Raw genomic sequence first — 21,573 nt, forward strand, 5'->3', positions numbered from 1 at the left:
GATCTTATTGAAACAACGCATTCATCAGCTCATCGAATGTTTTTGATTGATTCAGAGAGTGAATGCGGTTTGGATTATCCAGTAAATCAACGGCTTGTTCAAAGAATTGATTCATGCAGGCTGCGTCATCTTTATGAATGGCTAATAAAAAGACAAGTGATACTTGGTTTCCCTGCCAGTCAATCGGCTGTTTTAAGTGTGCGATGGCTACGCAGGATGTGCCTTCATTTGTGATGAGCGGGTGCGGCATGGCAATCCCTTTTCCAAGGTAGGTAGACGACATTTGCTCCCGCTCAAGCACCGAGGACCGAAAAGATGACGATACTAGCTGATACGTTTCTAAATGGCTGCATAGTGTGTCTAATACCTCGTCCTTACTGGATAGGTCAGCGTTCAATAAGGTTAATCGTTCTTGAAAAAACGCCATCAGTTCTTGCGAGGGAGTCCCGTGTCCATTTAATAAATGAATGACCTCATTCACCCGCTGTACATCATGTTGTTCAAAAAAGGCGCTAACCTGTATCACTGGTTTTCCCTTTGATGCGATCGGTACGGTTGTAATGATGACGTCACAGGGAAGGGTGGTGCTCATGAGATAATCCTGATAGGAATAAAGCTCGACGATGTCCAGTTCGTGCTGAAAGGCTGCCTTCAATTTAATTTCAAGCAGTCTTGCCGTCCCTAGTCCAGACCCGCACACGATAATGGCTTTCTTTTTTTGCGAGGTATCGAGCTGACTTCTTTCAAAAGAAGCAGCGATATGCAGGGCAACATATGCCGCCTCATCTTCATTTGGCGTCCGCACCAGCTGTAAGGCATTCAGTCCGCTGACAGCCAAATCAAACGGGTATGGATAGGACGTTTTGATTTCATGCAACAGCGGATTTTGTAAGGATACGCCATATTGGATTCGATTTAATAATGGCTTCATATGAAGCATCAAGTCTTGCTGCAGGATGTTGTCATCTGCAAAGTGGTGTCCGCTCATTTTCTCAATGTGCTGTAGAAAGACCGCAACCGCCTGCTGAACTTCCACTGTCGTCTGATGCTGGGCGGCTTCTTTCCACGTTTGATTTGCCAATAGATGCATGACTAAGTAATCTGTTTCATCCTCTGATAAGGTGACATGAAAGGTGTCACTCACCTGCTGTATGATCTTTTGGGCAATTCTCATCAAGACGGGTGATCGTTGTGTACGAGTGGTACTGGCGGGTATCCGCTGGTTTTTTCGTGTTTGCTGAATCGCAATTGCTAAGTGAATGACTAAGTTTTTTAAGGCAATGTCTTTAATGAGCAATGACTCTTGATGCAGGTTCGTCAGGACAATCGATCGAATGGTTTCAAGAGAAATATCGGGAAAATGGTGCTGCTCCCGCTCGGTGATATGAGAAAGTGCAGGCTCTTCTTCAAGGAGTAAGTCTGCATAGCATGTTCTTTTTTGCAATTCGTCTCCCTCAATTTTTAAGCCAAATCCAGGCTTTGACACAAGGGTCATACCGTAACGGGCTAACAGCTCTCGTCCTTTTTTCAAATCACTGCTGACCGTCATGCGGCTGATGAACAGTTCTTCAGCCAGCTGGTCAATTTTTAAGTAATCCTGTTGAAGCAATAGCTTCCTCATGATAAATCGTACACGCTCTTCTGGCATGACGGGGACGAGAGAGCGGGCAGGAAGCTTTTGTTGATGAAGCCAAAGCAGGAAGGCATCTTGGTCACTCGTTAATAGGGTGTATCCCTTTCCGCGGATCGTTTTAATCTTGGCTCCAGCTTCCTTTAATTGCTCATTTGCTTCTTTGATTAAATGACGGATGGAGCGGTCAGATAAGCGAAAAGAGGCAGTGAGCTCCTCCAGCTTCACGAACCCCTTCGTTTCAAATAGCTGCTGAATCAGCTGATAGGTTCGAGGATCTGCCGTCATCATCATTGCGCGGCTCCTTGCGCCTGTAAGGCATCAGTACCAAGAGCGATGGCGCCCATTAAACCTGATAATCCATCAAAGGATGGCTTGGTGATAATTTTATTTAAAGGCTTTGGCAGTTGTAAATACCCATGAAGCCGCTTTTCTGTTTCATCAAGAATGAGCGGCAGCATAGCGGGCTGTTTCATCACACCTCCACCGAGAATGATGCGCTCTGGCGAAAGGGTGAGTAATAAATTGGCGGTCATCTGTCCGAGATAGTAGGCATGAAGTGACCAGGCAGGATGATCCTCTGGCAGTATTTGTGCCAGTGTATGATAGCGCCCTTCTATGGCAGGTCCTGATGCCAGTCCCTCTAAACAGTCATGGTGTATAGGGCAGCAGCCACCGTAGGAATCATGAGGGTGCCGCTGCACTGTGATATGACCCATTTCTGGATGCAGCAACCCGTGAATGAGGCGGTGTTCAATATAGGCACCGCCGCCTATTCCGGTTCCAACAGTGATATAGACCAAAGAAGCAGGCTTTTCTGCTTCAACCGAAAAGCGGGCTTCCCCGAGTGCTGCACAGTTCACGTCTGTATCAAGCTTCATAGGGAGTCCAAGGGCTTGTTTTAAAGTAGAAAGGAAAGGGAATTGGCGCCAGGCTGTTTTGGGTGTCTCTAAAATCGTCCCATAGCTTGGGCTTTGTTCTTTTACATCGACAGGCCCGAATGCCCCAATGCCAATGGCATCGACAGGATGCTTTGTAAAGTAATCGATTACTTGCCGGCATGTTTCATCTGGATTACCTGTTGCAAAGGAAGTCGTGTGTTCAATCGTTCCATCTGTTGTTCCGTAGCCGCAGACAAATTTTGTTCCGCCTGCTTCAATGCCTCCAATTCGCATGATCAATGCCCTCCATTAAAGAGGGGCGGAATCCAAATGGACCCCGCCCCTACATGTTCATTTTTTCTTTACAATGTAGGTTTGTACCTGACAAGGTGTGAGCGGTTCAATGTGTAATGATCCATGTTGTGCTTTGAGTATATGTCCTTCAGGTGTTTCGCCTAAATTCGCTGTTTCTCCGTGCTGTAGAGATGAACTATTGATTGAAGCGGCTGTTTGACGCGTTAAAAATGGATTGAAGAGACGGATGACAATGCCTGTTCCATGCTCTTCTTTTTTCAGAGCGCTTAGAATGGCTCCGTCTGTCTCAATGTCAAGCAGGCTATAAGTAGATTGTAAGTCTTCTTTTTCATCTCGGAAAGAGAAAATTAAACGACCGTTTAAAAAGTCTGCCCGTTCGTAGCATTGAACTGGGGTTGTATACCGCTTGGCAAGCTGCGCTAAGTGCCCCTCGCTGACAGCATCCTTGCTATAGTGCATGCCAAATGAGAACGACAGTGCACCTTGTAGCTGAGCGTCAGGTGTCTCAACAATTTTTTCACCAGATGCGCGTCCTGGACGGTAAAGAAGATTTTCTTTCCCCATTTTTCCGAAACAGCGGAAAAGCGTATACGCAATTGTTGTGTAGCCTTCTCCTGTGATCTGATATTCTCTCACGCAGTCCGTCAATAGAGCGACACCATATGCTTCATCACGAAGTGCAGTAAAGGATTGCATCGGTTCAATGGTGATCGGTTTTTCTTCCCAATGCTCATTGCTCCACCATTCAAGCTCTTGCGTGAGCTCTGTTGGGCGTTCGATGGTTCCAAACTGCTGATCGCTCAGTGATACCTTTGATGCGATGCCTGTATCAAAGAGGACACGCAGACGATGGTCTAACGCATGATTGTCGACATCGACATGAAAACGGATGACAGGCTCATCTTTATTTAATGCTACCTTCGCTGTAATCGGGAGTGAAGTCGTGACTGATTGCTGAGAGCGCTCTTCTAAGTCATAAGGGACAGTAAGAGTAAGCTGGACGGTGAGCTCTTCTTGCAAGCCGCTTTTAGATACTGTGATGTCTGCTGAAGAAAGGTCCTTGGATGACACATACAGATCCTCACGCGGCGGTGAATAGTTGTAAGAATCCCCATCGTCTCCATTGTCTTCAAAGATCATTTGCTCAGAGAATGTCCGGCCAGTTTGTTTATCTGTGATCTCCAGCGATCCATTGTCATTTGCCGCAATGCGGTAATACGTATTTTCAATCGCGTGTTCTTCTGTTTGTTCCCATACAGATTCGCTTGATTCATCGAAAACCATGCTGACTTGTGTATAACCAACGGACGGTAAGTCGGCGGCTTCAATCAGCAGAACGGCTTTCCATACTTGTTTTGGCATGTACACATCTTTACTTGGGTTAAGAGAAATTTGCTGTGCCAGCACATAATCTGTGACATCAGTTTTGCTTTTTACTGTGTAGTGAAGCGTTTTTCCATTGGCATCTTTTAGTGTAAAAGGACGTTCTGTGATAAAGGTTTCAACTTCAATAACTTCAGAACGCTTTGAAGGCAGTGTATTAAATAAAGTAAACGTGATTTCTTGCTCTGTTTGCAGTCGAATGGCGATGAGGCGCATGTGTAAGTCCACAAGGTTCTCAGCAATTTCCTTTGCCTGCTTGTAGCGGAAGAAGACATCTTGATTCGTCGTATCACTATTACAGCCGCCAATGCTGTCATGTGCTGCATTTTCAAACATGAGGTACCAAATATCACGAACCGTATCATGCGGATAGTCGTGTCCGAGTGAATAGCTAATCGTGAGGATAGGCTCCATCACATTGACGAGATAGTTTTCAATTTGATTGTTTAAGATTTTTAAATCAGCTCGTGTTGAAAAAATAGATTTGTGAATCCGCATATGCTTCGCATGAATGAGCTCTCCTTTTAAAGTTTCAAAAGACGTCCGCTCTTTTTTCACTGCTGCAATGTAATCTTCTAAACTGCTGATTTGATAGTGGTGCTCGTCCAGTTCATTGGCTTTTTCTAATAAGTCAGGCAGGTTTTTGCGGATCGGTGCCTGGTCAAATCCATTTGGGAAATAGACATTCTTTGTGGTTGCCTTTGCTTGCAGCGCACCGATTTTTTCAGATAAAAAGACTTGTAAGTCCTCATCTTTTTCGGGAATATTTCCACCGTAGTAGTAGCCAAATGGCAGGTTCACCGCAAAGACTTCACTGCCGTCAGCCCCTTGCCAATTGAATTCAGTGTGATTCGTCATATGGTCTGAAACGCCGCGCCAAAAAGCTGTATCCACAATGCCGAAGCCGCGGTAAATTTGAGGCATTTGTGCGGATTGACCAAAGGAATCAGGGACATAACCGACTTTCATCACATGACCAAACTGCTGACAGCGTTCAATTCCATATTGCAGGTTCCGTACAATGGATTCACCTGAAATGACGAGCTGGTCGGTTTGGGTATACCACGGGCCGATGATGAGACGTTTGGCTGTGACGAGCTTTTTGATTCGATTCTCATCCTCTGGACGCCATTTGAGGTAATCATCCAGTAAGGAGGCCTGGGCATCGAGCATGAAGTAATGGAACCTTTCATCTGTTTCAAGAGTGTCTAAAATGTCCATTACGCTTTTCATTAAGTAGATACGGGAGCGGGAGGTGGTGAAATACCATTCCCGGTCCCAGTGAGTATGTGGAATCACATGTACATTAACAGTCATTGAGTAACGACACCTTTCTTTGTTCAAATTATCCTTCTAGTACAAGGTCAAAATCGTCTTCTTCTTTCTGCTTCTGATCATGTTCCGGCGTTTTTGGTTCTTTTTTCTCAGAGAAATTGACAAGCAGGTTGGCGCCAATACCGATGACGAGTGCGCCAGTGAGAGCTCCAATTAAATAAGCCCACCAGTTTCCGACTGAGAAGAAGCCGTATAGCCCGCCAATTGGCGGCATGATGTCATGGACACCTAATAATGCAGCAACCCCGCTACCAGCAGCACATGCGACAACATTGAGCGGAATCAATTTCAATGGATTGACGAGGGTAAAAGGAATCGCCCCTTCCGTAATACCGATAATGCCCATGACAAGGCCGCCACGTCCTGCTTCTCTAAAGGTTGGAGAGAAATTGCGTTTTCGAATCAATGTCGCAAGCCCGTATCCAAGCGGCGGAATGACAATCGCAATATTGACGAGAATGGCAGGGAGGTAGACGCCTGATAGGAAGAGCGCGTTACCTGCCATCCAAGCAGATTTATTCACTGGGCCGCCAAGGTCAAAGCCAATCATCGCACCTAGAATGAGAGCGAGTGCGAGTGTGCTTGTCCCGTCAGCGACCATGCCTTTGATCCATTCAATTAATGCTGTGTTCAAAGCACCTAATGGCCCGCCCAGCAGAACGGACATGAGAAGTCCAGTTAAGCCAACGGTAATGAGCGGTAAGATGAGCAGAGGAACAAGTCCGGCTGCGGAGCCTTTAATTTGAATTTTTCGTTTCACAAAAAGAGCGACATATCCTGCGAAGAAGCCTGCAATAACGGCACCGATAAATCCAGCATTCGTTGAGCTGGCAAGGGCACCACCGATGAAACCGGCCGAAAGCCCTGATTTATCCGCAATCGAATAGGCGATAAATCCAGCGAGCAGGACGTTCATTAAGCCAATCCCTGTCCAACCAACCTGCTCCATTAAATAGGCGCCGTGCAGTATGCCGCCAGCATCTTTATAGGCGTTTAAATCTGAAACACCAAACCCTAATCCGACTAGTTTTGCTAAACCAACGATAAGGGAGGCACCAATGATTACAGGAAGAATATAAGAAATACCAGTCATGAGATGGCCTTCAATGACTTTTAATTTTGCTTTCATTTTGCTTTGCTCCTTTCTATATGGCATTGCTCACGTTTATTGAGATTCAGATTTTTTCTTTTCAACAAGTGCTACAGCTTTTGTGATGATTTGCTCGGCATTTTTTAAGGCGCGTCCGATCTCGACACGTACTGTGGGAATGCCTGAAAAACGTTCCGCATCGTTGATATGCTGATTGGAGGCAATGATACAAAGGTCTGCCTGTCTTGCTTCCTCTGGTGTAATGCCATTCACCTGTCCCATAATTCCTTGTTGCTCGATTTTGATCTCGTGTCCGAGCTGTTTACCCGCATTTTCTAACGCTTTTGCTGCCATTGGTGTATGAGCTAACCCTGCTGGACATGAAGTGACACCGACAATTTTCATTGTGTAATCCCCTCTTTCAATTGTTGTTCAATGACTTCGTAATAATAGTCAGCGGTTTGACCTGGTTGAATCTTTTCGATGAAAGCAGGTTCCATGAGGCTTGTCGCAATGCCTGACAGTAATTTCAGGTGTGTGATGTTTGCTTCTTCTAATGGAACGAGCAGTGTAAATAAATAGCTTGTGGGCAAATCGTCAAAGCTGCCCCATTCAATCGGTTGTTCTAATTCTAAAAAAAGAAGTGAAGCCGTTTGTACAGCGGAGCTTTTTGTATGAGGAATGGCGAAGCCTTGCTGAAGTCCTGTTGAGACTTCGTCTTCGCGAGTCAACAAATCTGATAATAACCCCGCCTGATCGTTTGTAATCTGAAGGTCTTCAGCTTTCTCGGCAATGTATTGTAAAATCTCATTCTTTGATCGTCCGTCTACTTGTGTGAAAACATGATCTTTTTGGAACAAGCTGATCCCTTCTCTCTTGTTTGTTAAGCGCTTACAAGTTGATTGTAATGTACTTTTCGACATGGTTAAATAGCATCATTTTCCGTTTGAAATGGCAAAAAGTTTATGAAGCTATTCGTCTTGCTGTCTGTATATCTCAAATCCTAGCTTAAAACGAGTTTAATTATGTAAAAAACAGATTCTACTAAATGCATTTCTGTGATATTCTTCCAAGGTATTACAAAAGATAAGGGGGTCTTTTCATGTTCAAAAAGCAGGTCAAATCCTGTGTGATCGTACTCATGGCCATCATTCTCTGTATGGCGGCATTACCTGGATACGAGGCAGCAGCTGCCAGTAAAGGAACAAATGTCAATGAAGCCATTGGGTTAAAAAATGGTGAAGTCATCTCAGGGACATTACAGAATGAAATGGAAGAGTCATGGTACCAAATCACGCCATCAGCACAAGAGGTGGCAAAACATACACATATGAAAATTTCTGTGAAAAGTAAACAAGTATTATCCGTATCGGTCTATCCAAGTAAAGACAGAGCGATGAAGGATGACACTTATTCGAGATATCGTGTGGACACTGCAAGTGGAGAGACAGAGATCGACTTCCCGCATGCATGGGCAGGTCCTTACTTTGTCAAAGTGCTCTATTTAGGGTCGGAGGAAGACAGCCGTGATGAGGAAGAGGATGCGGCTTATACAATCGGGTTTAAAGGAGCTAACCTTCCGCCTTCTGAACCCGTTTTCCCTGAAGACGATGAGCCTGTCATCATTATTATTGAGAAAAAGTACGGGCGAGAAATTCTCCAATCGATTCGTACAATCGAAGATAAACGTTTTAATGAAACACCAAATGGTCAGAAGCTGAGCCGTGTGCTTCAAAAAACAAAGCCATTTCTCAAATCGAAACTCATCAAACAAAAAAATGAGCAGCAAAAGGTATACAATCATCTGCTGACATTAAAGTCACTGCTAAATGACGTAGAGAAAAATGGTGCATTTAGTGGTCATATCGTAACAGAAAAAGAACAACAGGCGATCAGGTCCCTTTTTGATATGCTCAAAGAAGCAAGTCCGGCTTATTTAAAAAAGGAATTAGAAGCCGTCAGTCAAAAAATTGGCATCAATCAGCTTGAAGGAAAATCAGTTGGTTATGTATTAGAGAAACAAAAGCTTGTAAAAGAAGAGAAGGTTAAAACGAATAAGATCATTTTTAAATTAAAGGATGGCCAAACACTTCAATCTGCGAAAAAGAAGATGAAAAGCTATGGCATCCAAGAAAACCGTGTGACATCACAGTCAGTCAGTCCTTTATTTAAAGGAATGTATGTCTATGATGTGCCAGCAGGGCAAGAATCAGCTGGAAAGACTTTAAAAGCAGGCAAAGCTGTCATCAAAAGCACTGCAAGAAAGCTGTCCAGCATGCCGAATGTTGAATTTGCGGAGCCTGTTCAAACGTATCGTGCACTGAGCAATGACGCGCAGTATGGTTATCAGTGGCCGCTGAAAAACAGTGCACAAAACAGCGGGAAAAAAGGCGCTGACGTCAAATTTGAACAAATGAATACACTGATTGGCACAAGCAAAATGAAGCAAACATTAATTGCAGTTGTGGATACAGGTGTAGACAGCCGTTTGACTGATTTAAGCGGGACTGTTCGTACGGACTTAGGTGCGAATCTCATTGGAAGAAACAAAGATGCGATTGATGACAATGGACACGGTACGCATGTGGCGGGCATCATTGCCGCAAAAGCCGATAATCATTACTCGATGGCAGGTCTTAACCAACATACGGGCATCATTCCTGTGAAGGTGCTGGATGCCTATGGCTTTGGAGATACAGAGCATATTGCACTTGGAATTAAGCATGCAGTAGATAAAGGCGCAAAGATCATCAACATGAGCCTTGGTGGCTACTACAGCCGGGTAATTGAATATGCAATGAACTATGCGGCTCAAAGAAATGTACTAGTGGTTGTGGCGAGTGGAAATGATGGCGTTCCAGAAATGGGCTATCCTGCGACATCAAAATACGCAATGGCCATTGGCGCAAGCAACCGTATGGATATTGCCGCTGAATTCTCAAGCTTTGGTAAAGGACTGAGCATGTCTGCACCAGGATCTGATATTCCAAGCTTAATGCCAGATGGGAATGTCTCATACCTGAGCGGGACATCAATGGCGACACCATATGTGGCCGCGGCAGCAGGATTACTTCTTTCTAAAAATCCAACCTTGAAGCCGAATCAAGTAAGGAATATCTTGCAAAGCACAGCCGATAACATCTCCTTTACTTCTGTTGATGGAACAGATGACGTTTTCTATGATGAAAACGATGAGCCAATTGTCGATCCGAAAATTCCAGGGATCGATTGGATGACAGGACATGGCAGACTGAATGCATTTGCTGCTTTAAGTGCTGTCGAACTGAACGCATCTGTGAGCAAAGTGGAGGATCAGCATCAAAAGGTGACAGGTAAAGCAAAGGCTGGCGCTGCTATTTCTGTGTATAGAGGCAAAACACTGCTTGGAAAAGGCACAGCAGGCAAAAATGGAACCTTTAGCGTGAAGATCAAGCATCAGAACAAAAACAAAGTCCTTCACATTAAGATTTCAAAAGGAAAGGCCGCTACAACGCTCAAAACAGTCGTCAAAAAAGGCAAAGCACCAGCTAAGCCGAAAGTGGGCAAAGTAACGGTTAAAAGTAAAACGGTCAAAGGGACTGCGGGTGCAGGATTGACCATTAAAGTGAAAAATAAATCAAAGAAAGTCATCAAAACGGTAAAAACAAATAACAAGGGCGCATTTACTGCCCAAATAAAACCGCAAAAAGCCAAAACAGTCTTGTATGTGACCGCTTCTGATGTGAGAAAAAGAGAAAGCAAAGCGGTGAAGGTTGTTGTTGTGAAAAAGTAAGAGGAGAGCTTCCCTTTCTAAAAAAGGGAAGTTTTTTTGCTTGTTACTGGAAAAATACCAATTAATGTCGATAGTAAAATAGCAGGAAAAAAAGGAGGATTTATCGATGAAAAAAATCATGTTTGCTTTCTTTCTATCATTGCTTCTCGTATTCCCAACCTTTGCACATGCAGAGGAAACAGGGGCAGTACCAGCTTCCGTTCAAGTAACAAGTGTCACCGCAGCCGATAGTGGATTAGTGAATTACGGCTATGGCAGTAAATATCGCGTGGGTTCTTATTATCCAGCTACGTTTAAAGGAACACTAAAAGATACAAGTGGAAATCTCATGCCTAATCAGCCGATTCAGCTTTATTTTGAAGCAGCAATTAAATCATATGCCCAAACAGCGACAGGCACAACAGACGTAAATGGACAATTTTCACTGACGTTTCAAGTTCCTGCAGGTGCAGGCTACCAAACATACAATAATGCAGGCTGGTCTACACATTACTACGATATCGTTCCAGTGACGTTCACTTCAAACGACATCAAGCTATCTTCAAATGTCACAAGTGTGTACCATTTGGCATATACATCCCGTTACTAATCTGCTGGAAGAAGCGACTTGGCGAAAGCCTTGTCGTTTTTTTTCATAGAAAAAAGGATGTCTTCATGTGACATCCTTTTCTTTTTGTTAGCAAACCTGCTGGGCGGCAACCGAAAGAGTCGATAAACAAACACTCATGAGCCGTGACTCCCAGATTCGATCGAGCGTTTACCTTTTAATTCTGAGCTTTGATGGATAAGAACTTTTACACTTGAACGTTGATCCTTGAACGTTCAGCTTTGAGCTTTTATCAAGGATCATCCAGAGATGATCAGATGAGGAGGGAATGACCTTTCCCTCGGAGGTGTTTAGTTCTATCGATTTTCGGCTCACTAACAAAATTGATTAATCGATCTGTATTTTCGTTAGTGTATTGCTTTCTGACAAGGAAAAATCAACTTCCATTTGAAAATCCTCAATCTCGGTCGAAAGCTTTTCAATCTTCACTCGAAGACGAAGCGGATCGATGATCGTCGCCTCATTTTCAGCGAGGAACGACTTGACGATCTCTTGGTTGGCAGCCGCTTGTGTTTTTCCGTCTTTTCCAAACAAGGTTTCTAAATGCTGGTCGAGCCTCTTCTTCACATCTTCATTGGTTTGTTCTGCTTTGTCTACTAGCTCTGTGTACACCTTTTTCAATTTCCGTAAATAACGAATATCGTATTCTATCGACGTCTTCCGTTCAATCGCTTCTGCCACCGTCATGCTGACACCCGCAACATCAATCGTTGTCGTCGCATTCGACACAACGATGGCTGATTTGATGGCATTCCGGCGCTTGATTAATGCTTGAATCGATTGGTCATCAGCCTTCGCCTTCTTTTCGATGTCTTCTTGATGTTGAAACCCGTGCTGTATATGTTTCCCGATCATCAATCCACCAAGTACGGCTTCATCAACGGTTCGGTTGATTCTCTTATCTAACATTTTCAGTTCACTTAATGCTCTTGTAATGGTCATTTCCATATTAGTGACAACTCCCTTGATTCATCCTGAAAATCATAGATTCCTATCATATACCAAAGTGCGCTTCTTTTACTAGCGATATCCTTTTTTGTCAAATTGTTTACGATAGAAAAAAACCTGGCGTTATACACCAGGTTCTTCACGTTTTTTCTGAATCCAAGCTGTCACATAATAGGCAGCATAGCAGAGCGCGATGAAAGGAATGCCGCAGATAAGGGCAATCCGCTGATTTGGATCAAAGGCAATGCCAATCACAGAGGCAAGACACAGGAAGAAGGCAGCAATCGGAACCACTGGATAGAGCGGGGTTCGAAAGGAAAGATCATGGAGCTGTCCGCCTTCCTGTAAAAAACGTTTCCGAAACATAAATTGTGAGGCAGCAATCCCCATCCACACGATCACAACGGCCAGTCCAGAGATCGAAACAAGGACAAGGTATACCGTTTCTGGTGCGATGACACTTGAGAACAAAGAAAGAATCCCACCGATCATACTTAAAATCAGTGCGTTCAAAGGAATTCCTTTAGATGTCAGCTTCGCCAGTTTCTTAGGCAGTGTCCGTTCCTCAGAAAGTGACCAGAGCATACGGGATGACGCGTATAGTCCAGAGTTTGCGGCAGATAAGATCGCTGTCAAAATGACAAAATTCATGAAATCTGCGGCATATGGAATCCCGATGCGATCAAACACCACAACAAATGGACTTTTGATCACCCCGGCTTCTTCCACTGGGATCAAGCCGGCTAAGACCACGATCGTTCCAACGAAAAACAAGACAAGACGCAGTACGGTTGTGCGAATCGCTCTTGGAATGGTCTCATCAGGATTGACGCTTTCACCCGCAGCAATCCCAATTAACTCCGTACCTGAAAAAGCGAAATTGACGGCAAGCATCGTCATTAAAATCGGTAAAAAGCCGTTTGGGAAAAGACCGCCTTCCCCGGTGAAGTTAGAAAGGAACGGAGCGGCCTCACCGCCTTTTAACGGAATCAAGCCAAACATCGCAGCTCCGCCAAGAATAATAAAGAGAATAATAGCCATTACTTTAATGCTGGAAAACCAAAACTCTGATTCTGCAAAAAATTTCACTGTAAACGCATTGAGTAAAAAGATAAGAAGAGCAAAGACACCGCTCCACATCCAAACCGATGTGTCCGGGAACCAGCGCTGCATTAAAAGCCCTGCCGCTGTAAATTCCGATCCGAGCGCGACTGTCCATGTCAGCCAGTAGAGCCAAGCGACTGTATAGCCTGTGCCGGGTCCAATATACTTTGTTGCATACGTATGAAAGGCCCCTGTAACCGGCATTGCCACAGACAGCTCACCTAAACAGAGCATCACGAGGTACACAATTAATGCCCCGACAAGATAGGCAAGGATCGTTCCCGCGGGTCCTGCTTGATTGATGGTATACCCAGAGCTTAAAAAGAGCCCTGTTCCAATGACGCCGCCTAGAGAAAGCATGAACAGGTGGCGGCTCGTCATTTTTCGTTGATATTGTTGTGACTGATCTTTTGCTTGTTCCATGTCTTCCCGCCCTTTTGCTTAGAAGTATGTGTGATGATTCATGGTGCTATGCTGTGGTAAGTTTTAAGATGTCCGTGATATCTTCTGGGGTTGTCCTGCAGCAGCCGCCGATGATATGCGCGCCGTCTTGATACCATTGATGCGCACATTCACCAAATGTATGCTGAAGCGTATCTCCGCTCCATACCTTTTCTTCAGGATCATATAATTCCCCTGAGTTTGGATACACGACAATCGGTTTGCTCGTCCCCTTTTTCATCTCTTGAATGAGAGAAGAGATAAATTGCGGCGGCGTACAGTTTACACCCACAGCAGCGATCTGTTCATAAGGTTCCAGTGCTTGTACACATTCTCTGAGCAAATCTCCTTCACTAATATGAAGGTCGTCCTTCGCGCTGAATGTAATCCAAGCAGATACACCACTGAATTCATCTTGCAGCAGCTTAGCAATGGCCGTTGCTTCAATGAGACAAGGGATCGTTTCACACGCAAGAATATCTGCACCAGCTTCTACTAATGCCTGAATCCTTGGTCTATGAAAATCAATGAGTGCCTGCTCTGTGAGTCCGTAATTTCCTTTATATTCTGAACCATCAGATAAATAAGCGCCGAATGGCCCCACAGATCCTGCGACAAATGGTTTTGTCCGCCCTTTACGACGCGCTTCATCCTGCCAAAAAAGATCGCGTGCCTCTTTTGCTAAAGTGACAGATCGTTTCATTAGTTCAATGGCTTCTTCTTTTGAATAGCCTTTTTCAGCGAAGCCATCAATCGTTGTTTGGTAGCTCGCTGTTGTGGCACAGTCAGCTCCGGCTTGGAAGTAATCCAAGTGTACTTGCTGAATCAATTCTGGCTGTTCAATCAGTATTTTGGCTGACCATAAACTGTCGTTTAAATTGCAGCCCTTTCGTTCAAGCTCTGTTGCAAGTGCACCGTCTAAAATTAAAGGTGCGTGAGCCTGTAAACGGCTTTGAATAGGATTCATCGAATGGAACACCCTCCTTTTTAGTCGGAAATGATGGATATGATATGAGGCAGTAGTTTAAATGACTAAAGTGTTTTTGTCAAGGAGAGGAAAAAGCATGTGACCGCGGAAAAACCCTGAAAACATGCGGGTTTCCATGCATAAACATGCAGTCAAAATAATAGAAAACCAAGTCATTGACAGCCTCTAAAAAGAGATATATATTATGGAAAGGTTCATTTCAGAAAGCTTCGTCAAAAGGCCCTGTCTTTTGATTTTTTTTGTTCAACGACTGTCTTCTTTCGTGCAGAAAGAGGGTTTTTTATATGCTTAAAAAAGGAGGAAAGAAGAAATTGAAAAAATGTGTAAAAGATATCGCAATGATTCTAATTGGTTCTTTTTTATTTGCCGCCGCAGTGAACATGTTTGTCATTCCGCTTGAATTTGGTGAAGGCGGTGTAACGGGGCTGTCCATCATTTTCTATTATTTGTTTGAAATTGCACCATGGCTGACGAACCTAGTGTTTAATGCCATTCTGCTACTTGTGGGGTATAAATATTTGGACAAGAAGACGACGATTTATACTGTGGTTGCCGTCGCAAGTAACTCCCTATTTTTACACCTGACCACAACATGGGTCGTGAATGTTCACGAATTGATCATTGGGGCCATTTTCGCAGGAATCATTATCGGAATTGGGATTGGTCTTGTGCTAAGAGCAGGCGGTACAACGGCGGGTTCTGCCATACTCGGAAGAATTGCCAACAAGTATTTAGACTGGAACGTGAGCTACGCCATCTTGTTCTTTGATCTGATCGTCGTATTTGCTTCCTACTTTATTATTGGTGCGGAAAAATTAATGTTCACGATTGTGATGCTGTACGTGGCGACAAAGGTGATGGACTTCGTGATAGAAGGGCTTAACACGAAAAAGGCAGTGACGATCATTTCTTCATGCAAAGATGATATTGCCGAAGAAATCAATCACACCTTGGATCGAGGCGTGACGATTTTAAACGGACGCGGTCATTATTCAAAGGAATCGAAGGAAATTCTCTATGCAGTCATTCAAAAACAAGAGCTTATGCGTCTAAAGAAAATCATTAAGAAAATTGATCGAGACGCATTCGTTGTTGTCCATGACGTGCGTGATGTGTTCGGAGAAGGATTTGTGAATATATAAAAACGAAAGGACCCCAAAAGGGTCTTTTTTTTATATTTATACCTCTTGTCACATGATACTATGTAATGTATAGTATAAATGGTTAGGAGTTGTAATCATGAATGCACAATTAAAAAAAGGTTTACTGGAATTCTGTGTACTGGCGGTATTAAAGAAAGGCGATTCCTATGGTTATCAAATGATTAAAGATATGTCCCATTGTATTGAGATTTCAGAATCGACATTATATCCGATATTAAAGCGATTAGAGCAAAACAATTATGTGGAGACCTATTCCCAGGAACATAATAGTCGATTAAGAAAATACTACCGGATGACACAAAGCGGCCGTGAGCATATGGCGCAGTTTTTAGCGGAATGGGATCAAGTGATGGCGATTTACGACTTTATTTCTGGAGGACAGGGCAATGAATAAAAAAGAATTTTTAGCCAGCTTAGAGAAGCACCTGCATCGTCTAGGCGAAAAAGAAAGTGACCGGTTCATCGAGTATTACGATGAAATGATCGAGGATTATCAAGAAGATGGATACAGTGAACAGGAAGCGGTCGATCAAGTCGGGCAGCCTGCCATCATCGCTGAAGGGATTTTGAAGGAACAAGGAATTAAAACCGTTCAGGTGCCGACGTTTGGAGAAAAAGCCACAAGGCTCTCCATCCTCATTTTAGGCTTTCCATTATGGGGCAGTATTCTAGCAACAGTCTTCCTACTAATTCTTTCTGTGTATATGGTGATTTGGTGCATTCCGCTCGTGACAGGTACAGTGACGCTAGTTGGTCTGCTCGGAGGTTTTTGGAGCATCATTGGTTCTCCATTTATCTTTCAGGACGGTTTGCATGTGGTGGTGACGCAAATTGGCGTTGGTATTCTTCTATTAGGTGTCGGATTATTATGCGGCATGGCCACGGTGTATTTGACAAAGCTATTTGTTCAAATGACTGTTCAAACCACTAAGGCATTCATGGGAATGTTTAAAAAGAAGGTCGTGAGAATATGAATGTGAATGATTTAAAAAAGCAATGCATCAAATGGGGGATCATCTTCACCGTTGCCGGAGGAATGATCATGGCAATTGGTTTTGGACTATCGGGCTTTGACCTAGATGCATATCACAACAATGACCAGAACAATGTGTTCCGCACTATCAATTGGAGCAAGCCATAAATGAAAAACCGCTTATGCGGGTTCAGCGTGTAGACAAACCCTCGCATTCGGTGTCAGTCCTGCGTGCTGGTGCTCACGAATGTCAAATTCGCTCCGCGCCAGTACTCGTCCTTCCTAGACTTCAAAGGTTTTCTATCACGCTGAAAAGAAGACAAAGGGCTAAAATAAAGATCATTTTAGCCCTTTGTCGACAATCTGAAAAACCCGCTTATGCGGGTTTTTTTGCTCTGGCTACAAAGAAGAAATAACAGCAAAGTGCACCTAGTTCACAAAGCATAATGATCAGGCCCATTGGAAAGGCTGTTTGGCTTCCGGCTAGTCCGACAAGAGGTGTCATGCAGGCGCCTAGCAGCATTTGTGCCACACCGATCAGGGCAGCTGCACTTCCTGCATGTGCGCCGTGATGCTGCATCGCAAGAGACGGGGCAGAGGTGCCGACAATTCCAACGCTTGAGACCACAAAAAAGAGCGGAATGAGAATGCCATATAATCCAGCATCAATGGAGATCATCAAAAATAAGGTGATGCCGCCTAAGGCAGCTGTCAGCAACCCAATGCGAAGAACCTTCTCTTCGCCGATTTTAGCAGCGACGCGGGCAAATACTTGTCCAGCTGTGATGATCCCAAGACTATTCACTGCAAAGGCAGCACTGAATCCTTGTGGAGAAAGGTGAAAAAGCTCCTGAAGCACAAACGGTGAGCCAGAAATATAAGCAAACATCGCTGCGAATACAAGACCTTGCGAGAGGGCATACCCAACAAAGAGACGATCACTCGCTAAAATTTTCATGGCACTTACAATCTGTTGAAAGCCTCCTGTCTGTCTGCGCTCCGCAGGTAAACTTTCTTGAAGTGAAAAAATAGATCTCAGCAGCATCAAGGTCCCGAGAATGCCTAATAGAACAAATACACCCTGCCATGTGGTAAAGCGTAACATCTGTCCGCCCACAATAGGTGCCGCTGCCGGAGCAACCCCGTTGACCAACATGAGCAGTGCAAAGAATTTCGTCATTTCTGATCCTTCATAATGATCTCGCACAATGGCTCGTGCAATGACAATGCCTGCTGAACCAGCGAGTCCTTGAATCAATCTTAAGAGAATGAACATCCAAATCGACGAGACCACCGTACATAAAAGAGAGGCGGCGATAAAAATGATTAAGCCGATCATCAGCGGTTTTCTTCTGCCGATCGTATCACTAATAGGACCTGCAATCAGTTGTCCAAGCGCGAGTCCAATCAGACAAGCCATCAGACTTAATTGGGACAAAGCAGTGCTTGCTTCAAAATCTCGTGCAATATGAGGCAATGCAGGTAAATACATATCCATTGCAAGCGGTGCAAGGGCGGTTAAAGAACCAAGCAATGCAGCAAGGAGAAATCGGTTTTTTTTCGATTCTTGGGGATAAGATAAAGAACTCATATGACATTACACTCCTCGTATACTTCCTCAAAACAGCATAATGAATCGAGCGTCCCTTTTCAATGGAAATTTTCAAAGAGGATTCCGTGCAAAATAATTGATCTTTCGAAGGAGACTCTTTACATTGAATGAGTAGAGAAAAGAACAAGGTCATCGACATGCAGTATTTGCATGATACGTATATCTGGCAATTAAACAACAGGAGGTGCTGACATGGAGCAGCAAGAGCTGATCATTCGTCAAGCAGTCAAAGAAGATCATGAGGCCATTAGACACGTACTAATCAAATCCTATTCACAGTATGAGCCTCAATTTACAGAGGAAGGCTGGCAAAATTATTCTGCTGCGCTTGCAGCAGCTGTAGATAATCCAAACATGGAGCTGATGCTTGTGGCGGAGCTTGAAGGTCAGGTCGTAGGGACGCTTCAAATGTTCCGATCATCAGAGCAAGCGTATGACAAACCCGAAATGGGCATTACATCAGCCATCGTCCGGTTTTTAGGAGTAGATCCCGATGTCAGAGGAAAAGGAATTGCAGAGTCATTGTTACGTAAAAGTATTGAGCTCACGCAATCATGGGGCGAAAATGTTCTGTACCTTCATACCTCTGATAAAATGCAGGCTGCCATTCGTCTTTATGAAAGAATGGGCTTTGAGCGTGCACTAGATAAAGAATTTGTGAATCAAAATGGGACGCATGTTAAAAGCTATCAATATGTCATCCAGAAAGAACAACCAGCTGGTTCATCACATCACGCATAATAAAAGGAAGAGCACGTCCTCGATGGACAGCTCTTCTTTTTTTATTTACGCCCACAGTATAAGCGCCCAATATGATATCCCCCACGAGATTAAACCGAACATAACAAAGAATTTTAACATGCGCTCATAAGGAGAAAGCTTTCGTTCTCTCTTCGTTTTCACCAGCCGCCAATAAAGGGCATAGCCGCAAAAAATGAGGATGATTTGTCCAAGCTGTGTAAGGTTTTCAAGAATCGTGATTCCGTTCATTTATTTCACCTCATCAATAGGTCTTCCATATGTGAATGCAGCAACCCTTTATTTTTTCAAAAAAAATCGGTGTATACTGGAAAGAGAGAATCTAGATGCAAGAGGGAGTTGTGACATGGTGTTTTCGCTACATGCGGATCGGTGGGATGAAGTAATCGAGAGAAAAATCAAATACGATCAGAAGATTGTGGAACATACGTGTCAGCTGTTAGACGCACAGGGACAGCAGGCTGTGCTGTTTCACAAGATTGAAGACACGTTTACGATGAGGGCAGGTGATGGTGCTCTGACGATTCCAAAAGGGAGCTATACGACCGCTTATTATTGGAAGGATCGTCCTTACAATATGTATTTCTGGAGAGATGATCAAGGGAAGGAACTAGGTTCTTATTTTAATATTGTGGGGAATACATCGTTCAACGGCCAGCTGGTCATGTTTGAAGACCTCATTGTTGATCTTCTCGTTCTTCCGAATGGTGATTTTTTTGTATTGGATGAAGATGAGTTGCCAGAGAGTTTAGTGGATTTTGAACAAGGTTCAGTGCACCGAGCATTAGAGAGTGTGATGGCTTCGTTAGAAAACATACTTGATCAAGTGAGGGCAGATGTTGATGGAAAATATCATCACAGCTTGTTTGCACCGCTGTTAAAATAGAAAAAAACGATTCCTTTCAGCGAGGAATCGTTTTTTCTGTTACACCTTGATACGGTTTAATCGTTTTTGTAAACTGGTTTTCGTTTTAGAAGCTTTTAGCTGTTTGACAGCGGTTTGCGCTACTGCTTTTGTTTTCTTCGTTCGTTTGGTTTCCGCTTTTTTGACCTTTTGTTTGGCGTCTGTCACTTTCTTTTGATAGGCGACCTGTTTTTTGACTTTGTCGAGCCGATTTTGCAGGCTTGTTTTTTCTTTGCCTTTGTTTAACTTTTTGATGGCCGCTTGTGCGCTTTTAATGGCGCCTTGTGTTTTGCTTTTTTCGGCTGTTTGAACCTTTGCACGTGCCAAGCGGATATCAATGGTTCCTTGTACCTTTTTCACCCGTTCAGTGAGTGCTGTTTTTTGCTTACTTGCAGTGAGTCGGCCAATTCTCGTTTTGGCTTGATTGACATCTGCCTGCTTTTTAGAAGTTTCGGCTGTTTTGACAGCGCTAGTCGCAGCCTTCAAAAAGCTTGATTGTGGTATATATTGCACGCGGCCATAGCCGAATTGTGGATCTTTTCCTTTTGCGCCAAGATCCACTGTATAGCTGCGCAATAAGGTGCGAAGCTGAACATTTGTTTTCTTCGGATGAAGCTGCTTCAACAGTGCCAGCATGCCTGTGACATGCGGTGCGGCTTGTGATGTACCTGTTGCATACCAATATTCATTTTTTAAATAAGTGCTGATGACGTTCTGACCAGGGGCAGAAAATTCAATACCTTTCCCTGTATTTGAGATAGAAGCGAGTTTGTCTTTGTCCGTCGTTGCAGAAACGGCAATGACGCTATTGTAGGCGGCAGGATAGCTGATATGATTCTTCTTCCCATCATTCCCGCTTGCAGCGACCACAAGCAGTCCTCTTTTGTATGCTTCATCCACTGCTGAACGCAAAATAGGGATATTGTCTTCAAAACCTAGACTTAAATTCATAATATCCATCTTGTTGCTAATGGCCCAATCGATTCCTCGAAGCAGACTGTACAAGTCGCCTTCTCCCTTTTTATCTAACACTTTCACAGCATACAGCTTCGCGCCAGAAGCGACGCCGACTGTGCCGTAATCGTTATTGAGGGCACCAATCGTTCCTGCGACATGTGTGCCGTGTCCTTCATCATCTTTATAGGAGGAAGTGTAGTTCACGAATGATTTACCGCCGGATATCTTTAAATCCTCATGGGGAGAAATACCAGTATCCAAAACGGCTACCTTCACATTTTTCCCCGTGACGCCTTCTTTTATCGCTTGCTTTACATTCAGCTTTTGCAGGTTGTAAGATTTTTGAACCAATGCATCCTGATTCGTAGAGGCAGCGGTTTTTTTCATCGTAGAAGAAGCGAGTTTGACCTTTATGTTTTTTGAGACATACGCGATGTTAGGGTCTTTTTTGAGTGACGTGACCGCTTGTTCATCTGCTGTCACAGCGACAGCGGGAAGATGTATGTACTGTGCGTTCACTTTTTCACTTTCTTCAATCGCTGTTTGCTTTCCTTTTTGGTTTTTATAGACGATGATGACATCTGTTTCTTTTGGCGGTGCAGCTGCCTGCGAATGGTAAGGCAAGGCAGTTGTCAACGCAAGAAGAAACGCGATGACTACGAATATTTTCTTTTTCAAGGCGATAGCCCCTTGCATACGATGACCTCCGTC

20 protein-coding genes are annotated in these 21,573 nt (G+C 43.9%); 8 read left to right on the plus strand and 12 right to left on the minus strand.

Annotated features, from left to right (window positions below; all coding sequences use genetic code 11):
* Positions 1 to 4: 4 nt before the first annotated feature.
* The 6 genes from NSS78_RS01455 to NSS78_RS01480 are packed head-to-tail and all read right to left on the minus strand — an operon-like array spanning position 5 to position 7,557.
* Positions 5 to 1,924: a BglG family transcription antiterminator gene (locus NSS78_RS01455; RefSeq protein WP_327840344.1), complete on the minus strand. Its 1,920-nt coding sequence runs from the start codon at positions 1,922 to 1,924 to the stop codon at positions 5 to 7.
* Positions 1,921 to 2,805, minus strand: coding sequence for an ROK family protein (locus tag NSS78_RS01460; protein ID WP_212046256.1), 885 nt, complete (start codon positions 2,803 to 2,805; stop codon positions 1,921 to 1,923). The genes NSS78_RS01455 and NSS78_RS01460 overlap by 4 nt, the downstream gene beginning before the upstream one ends.
* Positions 2,806 to 2,862: 57 nt before the next feature.
* On the minus strand, positions 2,863 to 5,526 hold the full coding sequence (gene mngB, locus NSS78_RS01465) for a mannosylglycerate hydrolase (RefSeq protein WP_212046255.1): 2,664 nt from the start codon (positions 5,524 to 5,526) through the stop codon (positions 2,863 to 2,865).
* Positions 5,527 to 5,554: 28 nt separating this feature from the next.
* Positions 5,555 to 6,673 carry a PTS fructose transporter subunit IIC gene (locus NSS78_RS01470; RefSeq protein ID WP_003217114.1) on the minus strand — a complete coding sequence of 373 codons (1,119 nt, stop codon included), beginning with the start codon at positions 6,671 to 6,673 and terminating at the stop codon, positions 5,555 to 5,557.
* 36 nt (positions 6,674 to 6,709) lie between these two features.
* The gene (locus NSS78_RS01475) at positions 6,710 to 7,039 is read right to left on the minus strand and encodes a fructose PTS transporter subunit IIB (protein ID WP_034620720.1); all 330 of its coding nucleotides are present in this window, start codon (positions 7,037 to 7,039) and stop codon (positions 6,710 to 6,712) included.
* The gene (locus NSS78_RS01480) at positions 7,036 to 7,557 is read right to left on the minus strand and encodes a PTS sugar transporter subunit IIA (protein ID WP_223251400.1); all 522 of its coding nucleotides are present in this window, start codon (positions 7,555 to 7,557) and stop codon (positions 7,036 to 7,038) included. Before NSS78_RS01480 ends, NSS78_RS01475 begins: the two co-directional genes overlap by 4 nt.
* A gap of 179 nt (positions 7,558 to 7,736) precedes the next feature.
* On the opposite strand from NSS78_RS01480, the gene NSS78_RS01485 reads away from it, so the two are divergent.
* Together NSS78_RS01485 and NSS78_RS01490 are read left to right on the plus strand one after the other, a co-directional pair.
* Positions 7,737 to 10,406: a S8 family serine peptidase gene (locus tag NSS78_RS01485; RefSeq protein ID WP_309216189.1), complete on the plus strand. Its 2,670-nt coding sequence runs from the start codon at positions 7,737 to 7,739 to the stop codon at positions 10,404 to 10,406.
* Between the two features lie 106 nt (positions 10,407 to 10,512).
* Complete coding sequence (locus NSS78_RS01490; RefSeq protein ID WP_003217020.1) at positions 10,513 to 10,995, plus strand: hypothetical protein; 483 nt, start codon at positions 10,513 to 10,515, stop codon at positions 10,993 to 10,995.
* A gap of 345 nt (positions 10,996 to 11,340) precedes the next feature.
* On the opposite strand, the gene NSS78_RS01495 is transcribed toward NSS78_RS01490, so the two are convergent.
* The 3 genes from NSS78_RS01495 to mmuM form a co-directional block, all read right to left on the minus strand.
* On the minus strand, positions 11,341 to 11,961 hold the full coding sequence (locus NSS78_RS01495; RefSeq protein ID WP_003216967.1) for a hypothetical protein: 621 nt from the start codon (positions 11,959 to 11,961) through the stop codon (positions 11,341 to 11,343).
* 123 nt (positions 11,962 to 12,084) lie between these two features.
* Positions 12,085 to 13,488, minus strand: a complete 1,404-nt coding sequence (gene mmuP / locus NSS78_RS01500) for an S-methylmethionine permease (RefSeq protein WP_050943350.1) — start codon at positions 13,486 to 13,488, stop codon at positions 12,085 to 12,087.
* Between the two features lie 46 nt (positions 13,489 to 13,534).
* Positions 13,535 to 14,473 carry a homocysteine S-methyltransferase gene (gene mmuM, locus NSS78_RS01505; RefSeq protein WP_309216188.1) on the minus strand — a complete coding sequence of 313 codons (939 nt, stop codon included), beginning with the start codon at positions 14,471 to 14,473 and terminating at the stop codon, positions 13,535 to 13,537.
* Between the two features lie 332 nt (positions 14,474 to 14,805).
* Between mmuM and NSS78_RS01510 the strand changes: the two genes are divergently transcribed.
* The 4 genes from NSS78_RS01510 (at position 14,806) to NSS78_RS01525 (ending at position 16,798) form a co-directional block, all read left to right on the plus strand.
* Positions 14,806 to 15,636, plus strand: a complete 831-nt coding sequence (locus tag NSS78_RS01510) for a YitT family protein (RefSeq protein ID WP_034320763.1) — start codon at positions 14,806 to 14,808, stop codon at positions 15,634 to 15,636.
* A gap of 97 nt (positions 15,637 to 15,733) precedes the next feature.
* Entirely contained in the window at positions 15,734 to 16,051 is a 318-nt protein-coding gene (locus NSS78_RS01515; protein ID WP_012008800.1) for a PadR family transcriptional regulator, read from the plus strand.
* Positions 16,044 to 16,631 carry a DUF1700 domain-containing protein gene (locus NSS78_RS01520; RefSeq protein ID WP_050943346.1) on the plus strand — a complete coding sequence of 196 codons (588 nt, stop codon included), beginning with the start codon at positions 16,044 to 16,046 and terminating at the stop codon, positions 16,629 to 16,631. The genes NSS78_RS01515 and NSS78_RS01520 overlap by 8 nt, the downstream gene beginning before the upstream one ends.
* Positions 16,628 to 16,798 carry a hypothetical protein gene (locus tag NSS78_RS01525; protein WP_170966021.1) on the plus strand — a complete coding sequence of 57 codons (171 nt, stop codon included), beginning with the start codon at positions 16,628 to 16,630 and terminating at the stop codon, positions 16,796 to 16,798. Before NSS78_RS01520 ends, NSS78_RS01525 begins: the two co-directional genes overlap by 4 nt.
* Positions 16,799 to 17,006: 208 nt before the next feature.
* Here NSS78_RS01525 and NSS78_RS01530 read toward each other — a convergent pair whose 3' ends face one another.
* Positions 17,007 to 18,221, minus strand: coding sequence for a multidrug effflux MFS transporter (locus NSS78_RS01530; protein WP_268459757.1), 1,215 nt, complete (start codon positions 18,219 to 18,221; stop codon positions 17,007 to 17,009).
* A 213-nt stretch (positions 18,222 to 18,434) separates the two neighbouring features.
* On the opposite strand from NSS78_RS01530, the gene NSS78_RS01535 reads away from it, so the two are divergent.
* The gene (locus NSS78_RS01535; protein ID WP_050943341.1) at positions 18,435 to 18,983 is read left to right on the plus strand and encodes a GNAT family N-acetyltransferase; all 549 of its coding nucleotides are present in this window, start codon (positions 18,435 to 18,437) and stop codon (positions 18,981 to 18,983) included.
* Positions 18,984 to 19,028: 45 nt separating this feature from the next.
* Here the strand turns inward: NSS78_RS01535 and NSS78_RS01540 are convergent, their stop codons facing one another.
* Positions 19,029 to 19,232, minus strand: a complete 204-nt coding sequence (locus tag NSS78_RS01540; protein ID WP_050943339.1) for a hypothetical protein — start codon at positions 19,230 to 19,232, stop codon at positions 19,029 to 19,031.
* A 115-nt stretch (positions 19,233 to 19,347) separates the two neighbouring features.
* Between NSS78_RS01540 and NSS78_RS01545 the strand changes: the two genes are divergently transcribed.
* Positions 19,348 to 19,887, plus strand: a complete 540-nt coding sequence (locus NSS78_RS01545) for a DUF402 domain-containing protein (RefSeq protein ID WP_170966022.1) — start codon at positions 19,348 to 19,350, stop codon at positions 19,885 to 19,887.
* Positions 19,888 to 19,926: 39 nt separating this feature from the next.
* On the opposite strand, the gene NSS78_RS01550 is transcribed toward NSS78_RS01545, so the two are convergent.
* Entirely contained in the window at positions 19,927 to 21,558 is a 1,632-nt protein-coding gene (locus NSS78_RS01550; protein ID WP_137055194.1) for a S8 family peptidase, read from the minus strand.
* Positions 21,559 to 21,573 lie beyond the last annotated feature (15 nt).

Origin of the sequence: Bacillus sp. FSL W8-0920, from assembly GCF_038593215.1 — a bacterium.
GTDB classification, from domain to species: Bacteria; Bacillota; Bacilli; order Bacillales; family Bacillaceae; genus Bacillus; species Bacillus pumilus.